The 12,861-nt window shown below is 59.2% G+C and carries 12 protein-coding genes and 1 pseudogene; 1 reads left to right on the top strand and 12 read right to left on the bottom strand.

From position 1 onward, the window contains the following. Positions 1 to 48: 48 nt before the first annotated feature. The 11 genes and pseudogenes from nlpD to cysG all read right to left on the bottom strand — a co-directional run bounded on the left by nlpD (position 49) and on the right by cysG (position 11,269). On the bottom strand, positions 49 to 1,143 hold the full coding sequence (gene nlpD / locus FCN80_RS01990) for a murein hydrolase activator NlpD (protein ID WP_170975297.1): 1,095 nt from the start codon (positions 1,141 to 1,143) through the stop codon (positions 49 to 51). A 1,036-nt stretch (positions 1,144 to 2,179) separates the two neighbouring features. Then, a complete protein-coding gene (locus FCN80_RS01985) occupies positions 2,180 to 2,806 on the bottom strand; it encodes a protein-L-isoaspartate(D-aspartate) O-methyltransferase (RefSeq protein ID WP_136988207.1) in 627 nt (208 codons plus the stop codon). Then, the gene (gene surE, locus FCN80_RS01980; RefSeq protein WP_136988206.1) at positions 2,800 to 3,561 is read right to left on the bottom strand and encodes a 5'/3'-nucleotidase SurE; all 762 of its coding nucleotides are present in this window, start codon (positions 3,559 to 3,561) and stop codon (positions 2,800 to 2,802) included. Before surE ends, FCN80_RS01985 begins: the two co-directional genes overlap by 7 nt. A gap of 153 nt (positions 3,562 to 3,714) precedes the next feature. Further along, positions 3,715 to 4,752, bottom strand: coding sequence for a tRNA pseudouridine(13) synthase TruD (truD, locus tag FCN80_RS01975; RefSeq protein ID WP_136988205.1), 1,038 nt, complete (start codon positions 4,750 to 4,752; stop codon positions 3,715 to 3,717). Next, positions 4,752 to 5,228 carry a 2-C-methyl-D-erythritol 2,4-cyclodiphosphate synthase gene (gene ispF, locus FCN80_RS01970; protein WP_136988204.1) on the bottom strand — a complete coding sequence of 159 codons (477 nt, stop codon included), beginning with the start codon at positions 5,226 to 5,228 and terminating at the stop codon, positions 4,752 to 4,754. The genes truD and ispF overlap by 1 nt, the downstream gene beginning before the upstream one ends. A 24-nt stretch (positions 5,229 to 5,252) precedes the next feature. Further along, complete coding sequence (ispD, locus tag FCN80_RS01965; RefSeq protein ID WP_136988203.1) at positions 5,253 to 5,975, bottom strand: 2-C-methyl-D-erythritol 4-phosphate cytidylyltransferase; 723 nt, start codon at positions 5,973 to 5,975, stop codon at positions 5,253 to 5,255. After that, a complete protein-coding gene (gene ftsB, locus FCN80_RS01960; protein ID WP_136988202.1) occupies positions 5,972 to 6,292 on the bottom strand; it encodes a cell division protein FtsB in 321 nt (106 codons plus the stop codon). The genes ispD and ftsB overlap by 4 nt, the downstream gene beginning before the upstream one ends. 159 nt (positions 6,293 to 6,451) lie before the next feature. Continuing rightward, positions 6,452 to 6,808: a DUF3561 family protein gene (locus FCN80_RS01955; RefSeq protein ID WP_230492429.1), complete on the bottom strand. Its 357-nt coding sequence runs from the start codon at positions 6,806 to 6,808 to the stop codon at positions 6,452 to 6,454. Positions 6,809 to 6,875: 67 nt separating this feature from the next. Further along, positions 6,876 to 8,922, bottom strand: a pseudogene (gene cysN / locus FCN80_RS01945) (sulfate adenylyltransferase subunit CysN). A 12-nt stretch (positions 8,923 to 8,934) separates the two neighbouring features. After that, entirely contained in the window at positions 8,935 to 9,843 is a 909-nt protein-coding gene (gene cysD, locus FCN80_RS01940) for a sulfate adenylyltransferase subunit CysD (protein WP_136988199.1), read from the bottom strand. Between the two features lie 10 nt (positions 9,844 to 9,853). After that, positions 9,854 to 11,269 carry a siroheme synthase CysG gene (gene cysG, locus FCN80_RS01935; RefSeq protein ID WP_136988198.1) on the bottom strand — a complete coding sequence of 472 codons (1,416 nt, stop codon included), beginning with the start codon at positions 11,267 to 11,269 and terminating at the stop codon, positions 9,854 to 9,856. A gap of 262 nt (positions 11,270 to 11,531) precedes the next feature. On the opposite strand from cysG, the gene FCN80_RS01930 reads away from it, so the two are divergent. Beyond that, positions 11,532 to 12,557 (top strand): aminopeptidase, encoded by a 1,026-nt coding sequence (locus FCN80_RS01930; RefSeq protein ID WP_136988197.1) that lies wholly within the window; start codon positions 11,532 to 11,534, stop codon positions 12,555 to 12,557. 41 nt (positions 12,558 to 12,598) lie between these two features. On the opposite strand, the gene FCN80_RS01925 is transcribed toward FCN80_RS01930, so the two are convergent. Then, positions 12,599 to 12,856 (bottom strand): hypothetical protein, encoded by a 258-nt coding sequence (locus FCN80_RS01925; protein WP_136988196.1) that lies wholly within the window; start codon positions 12,854 to 12,856, stop codon positions 12,599 to 12,601. Positions 12,857 to 12,861 lie beyond the last annotated feature (5 nt).

The raw sequence follows: 12,861 nt of genomic DNA, 5'->3' as shown, positions 1-12,861 counted from the left end.
GCTCCTACCCGTGATCCCAGGACAGAATACCGAAATATTCCGACCAATTTATCGCTGCGGAAGATAACGCAGCGGGTTTACGGATTTCCCCTTGTAACGAATTTCAAAATGCAATCTAACTGAGCTGGTACCTGTGCTACCCATGGTAGCAATTTGCTGCCCTGCCCTGACTTCTTGTTGTTCCCGAACCAGCATTGTGTCGTTATGGGCATAGGCGCTCAGGTAGTCGTCATTGTGCTTGATAATGATCAGATTACCATACCCGCGCAACGCATTACCGGCATAAACCACCCGGCCGTCAGCTGTAGCCCTGACTGGCTGTCCGCGCGAACCGGCGATGTCGATGCCTTTGTTCCCGCCCTCGGCGGAAGAAAAGTTATCGATGATTTTGCCGTCCGTCGGCCAGCGCCAATTGGTTATCGCCGCCGAGCCCCCCGAAGATGCGACCAGTCCCGATGTCGCCCCCGGGGCGGTAACCGGCGCCGTTGTCGTCACAACCGCGCCAGATGTAGGCAACAATTTACTGTTATTGTTGGTGCCGTTTGAAGGCAACATTTTCCCTACATTCTGTTTACCTGAACCTTCAGAATACGCATTGTTCGCTTGGGAAGCAATACCCGTATTCAGCATTTTAGTATTGGATGGCGGATTCGGCACGACATTGGCGCGGGTATTATTCTCCGTCAGCATTCCACCGCCGCCGACGGTATTTCCGTAACCGGTAAGCGGTGCCGTTCCGTTACCTACCTGGAGTGTTTGACCAACGTTCAGTCCATAAGGTTCCGGAATATTGTTTCTTTTAGCTAAATCGCGATAATCGTTGCCGGTTATCCAGGCGATATAGAACAGCGTGTCGCCCCGTTTTACCACATAGGTGGAACCGGCATAGGAACCTTTGGGAATGGTATTGTAGCTGCGGTTATAAATAATATTCCCCGACGGGCCGGTCGTCACTTGATTCTCGACCGGCGGTCGGCCCCGCTGTACCCCCATCGATGGCCGGGCCGTGATAATGCCGTTATTGTTCCCGCCATTCACGCTACTGATCGGTGCAGAAGATTCATTACTGGCGCAACCGGCCAGCCCGATGCTCGCCATGACATAAGCCGCTGCGCGGCGCCAATGGCATTTTGGGCTTCCCATGCTCATTTCTCCCCTATGGCAGTAACGCCAATCATCGTTCCAAACACGTGTTATTCATCATACTGTCATGACCTTTTAGTGGGCGGCCCCGGTTACCCCCGTCACCAAACCCGCTAAGTTCCCGGGGATAAAGGCGAGGCATCCTGTCTCTGCGAAGGGTCGCCGCCACGCAAACCCCAAATGACGTTGGGTGAAGATCCCGCTTTTATGCGCGACCACACGTACGAGAATATTTCCACGCTTCCTTAAAATCGCAAATATCTGATGTCAATGCTAGCAATATACTGGGGAGGGTGCCATACACGAGTTGTATAGAAATTTAAAAAAACGCCGTCCATTGCCGAAATCATCGGGCTTGCTTTCAGCGCGAAACGGCAATTGCGGTGAAATAAAGTGGATATACCCTGAATAATTTGAGTCGCGTCGGCCGACAAGCGCGCGGCAAATTCATCGGCAACGAATATGAATCGCCCGCGATGGGTTTGCGGCGAGGAACGGGCGGTCCGCCATCATTCCCGCACGCAGGGATACACCGTGATTGCGCGGGGTGTCCGCCGCCAACAAAAGGGCGATGAAATAGGGGGCATATTCAGGGAAAGATTTTCACCGGCGGCGGGCGATTACTGCCATCCACGAGATAACGGGAAGTATAACCGGTTCAACGGGGATGAAGAAATCCCCGGCAATATCGCCTATATCAGATAATTCCTCTGGTTCATATTATCTTGTTCAAAAAACGGGCGCGCAATTTACCGGGAGCGTAATGGCAATAACCCATCCGCCGCGATGCGCATTGGCTAAAATAGAAATTTATACTCGTCATACTTCACGTTGCCTCTTTGTCGGCTGCGCTCGCTTGCCGCCGCGATGGAACGCGTCGGATTCAGAGTAGACGATGGGTGTGACGGGATTATTGAGGCGAAAATGTTGCCGCCCGATCATCCCGGGCCGGCATATCAGCTAATGTCGGCGCCGGGCGGGAAAGCACGGGGCGACAATAAGCCCGGTTGTCCATACAGCGCGCCTGGCGCGGCGCTCAAGCCAGTTCGCCTTTGATAAGCGGCACAAACCGCACCGCCTCGACAGGGGTAACGGTGAACTCGCCGCCTTGTCGCCGGACGGTGGTCAGTTTCTGAATATCCTCCCCTACCGGCAATACCATAATTCCCCCTTCGTCCAATTGGGCCATCAACGCTTGCGGAATTTCCAAAGGCGCGGCGGTGACGATAATGGCGTCATAGGGACCGCGAGACGGCCAGCCCAGCCAGCCGTCGCCGTGGCGAGTGGAAACATTGTGCAAATCCAGTTGCTTTAGCCGGCGCTTGGCTTGCCATTGTAATTTTTTGATTCGCTCCACCGAGCAGACATGCTGTACCAAATTCGCCAGAATGGCGGTCTGGTAGCCGGAACCGGTGCCGATTTCCAGCACGCGGGAGGTGGGTTGCAACCGCAACAACTCAGTCATACGGGCGACGATGTACGGTTGGGAGATGGTCTGACCCGAGCCGATGGGTAAGGCGATGTTGTCGTAGGCTTTAAGTTCGAAAGCCTCGTCCACGAAGCGCTCGCGCGGCACCGCTTCGATAGCCTGTAGCAGACGCTCGTCCCGGATGCCAAGGTTGCGGAGCTGATCTATCAACGCCTGGGTCCGCCGATTCACCATGTCGCGCCAACCTCAGCCTTGGTCAGCCACGCCGCCAGAACCGACTGGGCGGAATAAGCGGTCAAATCCACCTGTAGCGGCGTAATGGAAACAAACCCTTCATCAATGGCGGCGAAATCGGTATCCGGGCCATTGTCCAGCATTTCGCCCGGCGGCCCGATCCAGAACATTTCCCGCCCGCGCGGATCACGCTGGGCAATGGCCTGGCCTGCCGGGTGGCGGCTGCCGCAACGGGTTACCCGGATACCGCGAATCTCCGCCAGCGGCAGGTCGGGCACATTCACATTGAGGATTTTGCCCGTGCGCAACGGTTCCTGCGCCAGCGCTCTTATCAGCCGGCCGGCGACGACCGCGGCGGTATCGTAGTGCCGTTCACCATTAAGCGATACCGCCAGCGCCGGTAGGCCCAGATGCCGTCCTTCCATGGCCGCGGCCACCGTACCGGAATAAATGACATCATCGCCAAGATTGGGGCCGGCGTTAATGCCGGACACCACAATATCCGGCATGGGCCGCATCAGGGCGTTTACGCCCAAATAAACGCAATCGGTGGGCGTGCCGGATATGACCGAGATATCGCCATCGGCATGGCGGAATGTCCGCAAGGGCATATCCAGCGTCAGGGAATTGGATGCCCCGCTCCGGTTGCGATCGGGCGCGACGACCTGCACCTGGGCAAATTGACGCAAAGCGACCGCCAGCGCTTGAATGCCGGGCGCATGGATTCCATCATCGTTACTTAGCAGTATGCGCATAAGTTGATTTGCTTTATGACTTTTATGATAATTTTCAACGCGCCGTCGACCCACCGAACCCGACGGCCGCCTTTGGCGCGGGGACCGGCAAACTATCCGGGACCGGAATAGCGCAATAATCGCATGAAACGCCATGGCGGTGAAGTGCCTAATTCAGGGTTCCGGGGGCAGTTCGAGCAATTCCCGCACGACGCTGGTGGCGAAACAGCCAGCCGGTAAATCAAAGTGCAATTCCAGCGTGGCCGTATCCCGCCAATACCAGCGAAAGTCGCCCGGCGTCACCAGCATGGCGCGGCGATCCGCTTCCACCCGTTCGCGAATTAATAACGACAACAGTTCCGGTTGCCGGCTTAGGCATTGGCGCTCGAACAGTTCGGCGCATGCCGTCGCCCCCGGCTTGCCGATGCCCGGCAATGGAGCGGTGGGCACCAACTCGCCCCGCCGCAGGCGTTCGCGCAGTTGCGGCAACTCCGGCGCCGACGCCAAAAACCAGCTGCCCCGACCAACCCGTTGCAACGCGTCGCCCTCCAGCAGATGCCAGCGACCGAAACGCGCCAGGCGTTCGCTGACCACGGCGTTGAACAGCGCGCTGCGGGCCGCCGAAAGCGTGAAACTGCGTTTGGCGCGATCTTTGATCCGAATCTCATCGCGCGCCCAGGCCTGCGCCTGGACGAGGTTATTGCCTTGCCTGCCGAATCGCTGCGGCCCGAAATAGTTGGGGACCCCCTGTTGGCCCAGCAAGGGTAAACGGCGTTCCACCGCCTCGGGATCATCTATGTCGCGCAGAATTAAGGCAAACCGGTTGCCGCGCAGCGTGCCGATGCGCAATTTACGGCGGTGGCGGGCAGACTCCAGTACCTGGCAACCATTAAGATGAAAAGCGGTAAAATCCGGTGTTGCCTTGCCGGGCATATGCAGGCAGAACCACTGTTCCGTCACCGCCTGCCGATCTTTTAGCCCGGCATAGCTGACCGCCCTGGCCGGCAACCCGGCGAATTTCGCCAGCGCGTCGGCGACAAAGGGCGTGTTGCAGCCGGATTTACGCACGCGCACCAGGACATGTTCTCCCTCGCCGTCCGGCGCGAATCCCAAGTCCTCTTCCACCCGAAAATCTTCCCAACCGGCCTTCATTACCCCGCGCGCCGCCGGCGCGCCGTGCAAACGGAACAATCCCTGATCGAAGTGTTCCATTATGCGGCTTTCGATAGCAGGGCCACCGCTTCGCAGGCAATGCCCTCGCCCCGGCCGGTAAAGCCCAGTTGCTCGGTAGTGGTGGCTTTCACATTGACGTCGTCCATATGGCAGCCGAGATCCTCGGCGATATTGACGCGCATTTGCGGAATATGCGGCGCCATCTTTGGCGCTTGGGCGATCAGGGTGATATCGACATTGCCGAGCGTAAACCCTTTCTCCCGGACAAGGCGCCAGGCTTCGCGCAGCAGCAGCCGACTGTCGGCGCCCCCATAGGCCGGATCGGTATCCGGAAACAGCTTGCCGATGTCGCCCAGCGCCGCGGCGCCCAGCAAGGCATCGGTCAGCGCGTGCAGCGCCACATCGCCGTCGGAATGGGCCAGTAGCCCCTGTGAATAGGGTATGCGTACGCCGCCGATAATCAGCGGCCCCTCGCCGCCGAACTTATGCACATCGAAACCATGGCCGATTCGCATTGGCATTCTCCTTTTATTGGCCCATTACCGCGGGCGCGTCGGATTATCGCCGGCCATTCGGGAAAAATAAAACGTCGCCAGCGCCAGATCCTCCGGCTGGGTCACCTTGATATTATCCGCCCGGCCGGGCACCAGTAGCGGCTGATAGCCGCAATGTTCCAAGGCCGACGCCTCGTCGGTTATCACCGCGCCCTCCGCCAGCGCCCGGGCCAGACAGTTTTTCAGCAATGACAGGGGAAAGAGTTGCGGCGTCAGCGCATGCCAGAGGTCCTGGCGATTGACGGTATGGTCGATGGCGCTGCCGCCGGGGCGCGCCCGCTTCATGGTATCGCGCACCGGCGCCGCCAGAATGCCACCCACCGCCGAATGGACGGCGACCGACAACAGGCGGGCCAGATCCTCCTGGTGCAGACAGGGACGGGCGGCATCATGCACCAATACCCATTCGGCCCCCCGGGCGCCACACAGGCCGGCCATCACCGATTCAGCCCGGGTCTTGCCGCCGATAACCCGGCTGACGCGGGAGTCGTCGCGCAGAGGGAGGCGGTCGAAATACTCGTCCTCGGCGCTGACCGCCACTATCACCCGCCGGATGCTGGTTTGCGTCAGCAACGCGTCAACCGCGTGTTCAAGCAGGGTTTTGCCGCCGATGGCGAGATATTGTTTCGGACAATCGCAATGCATACGGCTGCCGATGCCGGCGGCCGGCAGGATCGCGGTGATATCGGGTAAAACGACGGGGGTCATTGCACAGTATCTTGTGAAGCCGGAGCGGGTGTCTGGCGTTTGGATTGGTCCGGCACCAGACGGTAGAAACTTTCACCCGGCTTAATCATGCCGAGTTCGTTGCGAGCGCGTTCCTCAATGGCTTCCTGGCCATCGTTCAGATCATCGATTTCAGCAAAAAGCTGATCGTTGCGCGCCTTGAGCTTGGCGTTACTGCCCTGCTGCTGCGCGACATCGTCCCGAACCCGGACCAGGTCATGCACGCCGTTCTTACCCAGCCACAAGGAATATTGCAGCCAGCCGAGCAGTACCAGTAACAGCAGCGTAAGTTTTCCCATCCCGCCCCCTGATAGACTGCCCAATCATCCCATAACTTGCGGCCGGACTCCACACCGCACGATAAGAATGCGGCGCTAATAAGATAAAAAGCCGTTTTTTTGTACCGAATAATGCAGGTTATTTACGCTTTGTTACCAGCGGCCCATCTTGACGGACCGCTACCAACAGGTCAGCAGCGAGAAGACCAGCCAGAACAGGCTCGACACCGCCGCCCCGATGCAGAGAATCATCAGCCAGACGCGTCCGGCCAGCACCGTGCCGAAAATAATGCCGATGAGCACGGACAACGGCAGCAGGGCCAGGAAAAACGGCCAAGTGTACAAGAGGAAGAATAGCGCGTTGGCGCCATGGATAAGCAGCGGAACGGCGAATGCCAGCCAGTAAAAGATAAACGCCGCCGTACCGCCCCAGAAACCGTAGGAAGGTTCCTCGACGCCGCGCTCGACGCCGCGGGCCGCGTCGGGCAGTCCGGAGGTCACCGGCATCACGGGCTTTGACTGGGTAACATTCAACATACGTCTTGATCCCTGGGGTTGATTCGCCGGCATGCGTCGGGGGGAGAGCGGCGCCGGTAAACTCTACTCAGGGAGTGATAATAACGCGGCTACGCAGCAGATCTAACACTTGGTCGGTTAAATGTGTTACCAATTGTTGGCCGTCAAGCCGGATCTCCGGCCGTTCCGGCGCCTCGTAAGCCGAATCGATGCCGGTGAAATGCGCGAGCTCGCCCGCTCGCGCTTTCTTGTACAAACCTTTCGGATCGCGCGCCTCGCAAACCGCCAGAGGGGTATCCACAAACGCTTCAATAAAACGACCGGGGGGCAGCATATCCCGCACCATCCGGCGCTCTGCCCGATGGGGGGAAATAAAAGCCGTCAAGACCAGTAATCCGGCATCCACCATCAGGCGGGCGACCTCCCCCACCCGGCGGATATTCTCCCGGCGGTCGTCGTCGTCAAAACCCAGATCCCGGCACAATCCGTGCCGAACATTGTCGCCGTCAAGCAAATAGGTGCTGACGCCGGCACGATGCAATTCCTGCTCCAACACGCCCGCCAGGGTGGACTTTCCGGAACCCGACAAACCGGTGAACCAGACCACCGCGCCCTGATGCCGGCGCAACCGCTCGCGATCCTCCCGCCTGACCGGGTGATCGTGCCAGACAACATGATTTTTTGCCGCCGTGTCAAGTCCGGCCATATTATTTGCCTCCCAGCAAATCGCGCGCGCCCCAATGGGGGAAATGCCGGCGGACCAGGGCGTTAAGCTCCAGTTCAAAGGCGCTGTGGCTGTCTTTTTCACGGAACACCTCGGCGATGGGTTCGCGGACCATGCCGGCGCCCACCGTACCGTTGCTCAGCCGATCGACAAAAATCATCCCGCCGGTGACGGCATTATTCGGATAGCTATCCAGCGCCAAGGGTTCGTCGAAGGCCAGTTCCACCAGGCCGATGCCATTGAGGGGCAGGCTGTCCGCCGCACGTTGGGTCAGGCTGTTGATGTCCACTTGATACTCGATGTTTTCCACCCTGGCCCGGGTCTTTTTATGGGCTATCTTGATATCGTAGCTCTGGCCGGTCACCAGTGGCTGCTCCGTCATCCAGACCACATCCACCTTGGCATGGCGCACCGGTTGCAGCATTTCGGCGGCATCCACCAGAAGGTCGCCGCGACTGATATCCACCTCGTCGGACAACACCACCGTCACCGCCTCGCCCGGACCGGCCCGGTCAAGGGCGCCGTCAAAGGAAACGATGCGGGCGACCGTTGACGTCACGCCGGAGGGCAACACTTTTACCCCCTGGCCGACCCGCAATATGCCGCCGGCCACGGTACCGGCATAGCCGCGAAAATCCAGGTTGGGCCGATTGACGTATTGTACCGGGAAACGCAGCGGCCGCTGGGCGCCGCGCTCGGCCACTTCCACGGTTTCCAGCACGTCCAGCAAGGTCGGCCCCTTGTACCACGACAGGGTTTTACCCGGCTGTGCCACGTTATCGCCGTCCAGCGCGGAAATCGGCACAAAGGTGATGCTCAGGTCCACCGGCAGTTCTTCGGCGAAAGTCAGGTAATCCTGTTTAATGCCCTCGAATACCTGTTGATCATAACCGACCAGGTCCATCTTGTTGACCGCCACCAGCAGATGGCGGATACCGAGCAGCGTGCTGATGAAACTGTGCCGCCGGGTCTGGTCGAGTACGCCTTTGCGCGCATCGATAAGCAAGACGGCCAGATCGCAGGTGGACGCGCCGGTGGCCATATTGCGGGTGTATTGCTCATGTCCCGGGGTATCGGCAATGATGAATTTGCGCTTCTCGGTGGAAAAATACCGGTAGGCCACATCGATGGTAATGCCTTGCTCGCGTTCGGCCTGTAAACCGTCCACCAGCAAAGCCAGGTCCAGCTTTTCCCCCTGGGTGCCCAGACGTTTACTGTCGGAATGCAGGGTGCTGAGCTGATCTTCGTAAATTTGCCGGGTATCATGGAGCAACCGGCCAATCAAGGTGCTTTTACCGTCATCCACACTGCCGCAAGTCAGGAAACGCAACAGGGTCTTATATTGCTGCGCCCGCAGATAGGCCTCGACGCCGCCTTGTTCGGCAATTTGTTCGGCTATGGTCGTGTTCATCCCGCTCGCTCCTCAGAAATAGCCCTGACGTTTCTTCAATTCCATCGACCCGGACTGATCGCGGTCGATTACCCGGCCCTGGCGCTCGCTGGTGGTGGAAACCAGCATCTCCTCAATGATTTCCGGCAAGGTTTGGGCATGGGATTCCACCGCGCCGGTCAACGGCCAGCAACCCAGGGTGCGAAAGCGCACCATCCGCTGAGAGATCATTTCGCCGGGCCGTAAATCAATGCGATCGTCGTCGACCATGATCAACATGCCGTCGCGAGCCAGTACCGGACGGGGTTTCGCCAGATACAGCGGCACGATTTCGATATTTTCCAGATAGATGTACTGCCAGATATCCAGCTCGGTCCAGTTGGACAGCGGGAAAACCCGGATGCTTTCCCCCTTGTTGATCTGGCCGTTGTAATTGTGCCACAGCTCGGGGCGCTGGTTTTTCGGATCCCAGCGGTGAAAACGGTCGCGGAAGGAATAGATACGCTCTTTGGCGCGGGACTTTTCCTCATCGCGCCGGGCGCCGCCAAATGCCGCATCGAAAGCGTGTTGATTGAGCGCCTGTTTGAGGCCTTCGGTTTTCATGATATCGGTGTGCTTGGCGCTGCCATGAATAAACGGGTTGATGCCCATAGCCACGCCGTCCGGATTGCGATGCACCAATAACTCGAAGCCGTAGGTTTTGGCGGTGCGATCGCGAAATTCGTACATCTCGCGAAATTTCCAGCCGGTGTCCACGTGCAGCAACGGAAACGGCAGATTACCGGGAAAGAAGGCCTTGCGCGCCAGGTGCAGCATCACCGAGGAATCTTTGCCGATCGAATACAGCATGACCGGATTGGCGAACTCAGCAGCCACCTCACGGATGATATGGATACTTTCCGCCTCCAGTTGCCGCAAATGAGTGAGTCGTTGTTGATCCATATTGAAATCCTTAAGCCAAATTAACCAGCGGCGCGCGGGGGCGCGCCCCTTGCTCATGGTGCCCGAACCAAGCGAGTTCATCGTGCAAAGACGCCACTTCGCCGATAATCAGCAAGGCCGGCGATGTCGCCTGCCGCGTCAAATCCTCCAACCGGTCCAGGGTGCCGATGAAAACCTGCTGATCCGGTCGGGTGCCGCGGCATATCACCGCCGCCGGCGTTTGCGGCGAACGGCCATGGTCGATAAGCCGGCGGCGGATTTCCGCCCCATTGGCCACACCCATATAAAACGCCAGTGTTTGCCGGCCGGCGGCCAACGCCCGCCAATCCAGCGCCGCGCCGTCGGCGCAGGCATGACCGGTGATGAGCGTGACGCTTTGGGCGTGTTCGCGATGGGTCAGGGGGATGCCGGCATAGGCGCTGGCGCCGGAGGCGGCGGTGACGCCCGGCACAACCTGGAACGGAATACCGGCCGCCGCCGCCGCTTGCAGCTCTTCGCCGCCTCGGCCGAAAATAAACGGATCGCCGCCTTTCAGACGGACCACCCGTTTCCCCTCGCGGGCATGATCAATAAGCAACCGGTTGATCTGGTCCTGCGACATAGAGGGAGCGCCGCAACGTTTGCCGACATTAATCCGATCCGCGTCGCGCCGAATCAACTCCAGAACCGCCTCGCCCACCAGGTTATCGTGCAACACCACATCCGCTTGCTGGAGAAGTTGCAGTCCGCGCAAAGTCAGCAAACCGCTGTCACCGGGACCGGCCCCCACCAGGGCCACCTCGCCGCCGTTTTCGCCCTGCCCGTCCAGGGCCTCACGCAAGGCCTCTTGCGCATTGGCGTACCGGCCGACGGCCGCCAGACTGGCGAAACGACCATTTAAGGCATCCTCCCAAAAGCGACGACGGCCAGCGAGGGTCGGAAATCGTTGTTTGACCCGATCGCGCCAGGCGCCGGCGATATCCGCCAGCGGGCCAATGAAGGCCGGTAGCAGCGATTCCAGCTTTTCCCGCAAAAGACGCGCCAGCACCGGCGCTTTACCCCCGGAGGAGATGGCGACGGTAATCGGCGATCGATCGACAATAGAAGGGAAAATAAACGAGCACTTCGGTTGATCATCCACCACGTTAACCAGCAGGCAACGCTTATCCGCCGCCGCGGATACCTCGGCGTTAAGGGCCGGGTCATTGGTGGCGGCGATCACCAGAAAAACGCCGGCCAACTGATCGGGATTGAACGTCCGGCCCACCAGGCTGATGCGACCCTCGGAAGCCAGGCGCGCCAGCTCGGGCAGCACATCGCGCGCCGCCACCCTGACCTCCGCGCCGGCGCGCAGCAGCAGATGAATTTTACGCGCGGCGATATCGCCGCCGCCGACAACCAGCACCGGGCGCTGCCTGAGATCGGCAAATAAGGGTAAATACTCCACGGCAACCTTTATATCATAGGATTTAGCAATAAAATGACTATACGTCTTGCAGAGATGTTCTATTAAATTCTTAATTGGAATTACATTTGCTTTAATGGAATAACGCTGCGATTGACATAAGGTCTTCGAAGCGCAACCAAAAGTGCGGTAAGCGCGTACGGCCGACGAGTTCAAATTGTGTTGAACCCGCGGCCGGAACATACTATAGCGCTGAGAGCCGCGGCGTTATAGTCGGCCGCGCCCAATGACAAGGATAAGGTTTATGTTTCACCACGGTCGCAGCAAGCGCGCCCGGTTAATGCTATGCCTCGCCGGCCTCATGGCGGTTTGCGCCCCGGCCGCGGCGACAACGCCCGATCATTATGCCGAAGAACAAATGCGGTACATCGCCACCTACTTCCCCGGTCGCATGGCGGGCAGCCCAGCCGAACTGATGGCGGCGGATTATGTGCAGCGGCAACTGGCCCGGATGGGCTATCAAAGCAATTTGCGCGCCTTTGATACCCGTTACGCCTACCGCGGCGGCGACGGAAAAGCCGACTTGCGCAAAATCACCGCCACGTCGGTCATCGCCGCCAAAGCCGGTTCTTCCGGCGAGGAAATTCTGATTATCGCTCACCTTGATACCTTTTTGCCGCGTAACGACGACGATCTCAACAATAATCTCGGCGGATTAACCCTGCAAGGGGTGGATGACAATGCCTCGGGACTTGGCGTTATGCTGGATTTAGCCCGGATATTGAGCAAGTCCCCCTTGCGGATCGGTGTCCGGTGGGTGGCGCTCAGTACCGTCGAGCCGGAAACCCAGGGGGCGGAGGATTATCTGCGACGCATGCCGCCGCAAGAGAAACGCAACACGCTGCTGGTGCTGAATCTCGACAGCCTGATCGGCGGCGAAAAACTGCGTATCGACTACAGCCCGAACAATGGCGACGCCCGTTTGGGCGATATCGTCAAAAGCCTCGGCAACCGGGCGCGCCGGGCGGGCATCCCGTTGATCATTAATGCCGGCGTGCCGGATGAGCAACGCTGTCCGACCGACGCCCTGCCATTCGCCAAGGCGGGCTTCGCGGTGCTGGACGTCGGTTCCGGTATCAACGGCGACGGTTGCCGGGAACGCCGGGTCAGCCGTAATTTTCCCCAGGGAATGGTTCGCTATCAAAGCCAGCGCGATAACCTGACTTATCTGGATAAGCATTTGACCGGGCAGATAGCCAAACGCGCGCGCGACGGCATGGCCCTGCTCCGTCCTCTGGTTTTGGACCTGACCGGCGCCAATCGGGGATAATCCCCTTCGGCGCCGCGCCATAGCCGGCATGGCGATTTATGCTATTTACCAAGGGTATTGCCGGACCAGAAGGGTACGCCTCCCCCGCTCGACGCGTCGGCGTTCTTGCTCGCGGGCGCGCTCTTGACGACCGGGGCGGTTCTGGCGACGACGACGGTGGGCGTGGTATCTTCGCGCTTGCCGTCGTCGAGAACGTTGCCCGACCAGGTGGGAACACCGGAAACGCCGGCGTTGGCCAAAGGGCTGAATAAAATGGGCATGGCGATAATAGCTGTGACGATGCTGAATTTAATTTTCATAGTTT

Origin of the sequence: Martelella alba, from assembly GCF_005217455.1 — a bacterium.
GTDB lineage: Bacteria > Pseudomonadota > Gammaproteobacteria > Enterobacterales > Enterobacteriaceae > Acerihabitans.
This window is presented reverse-complemented; position numbering and strand designations above follow the sequence as displayed.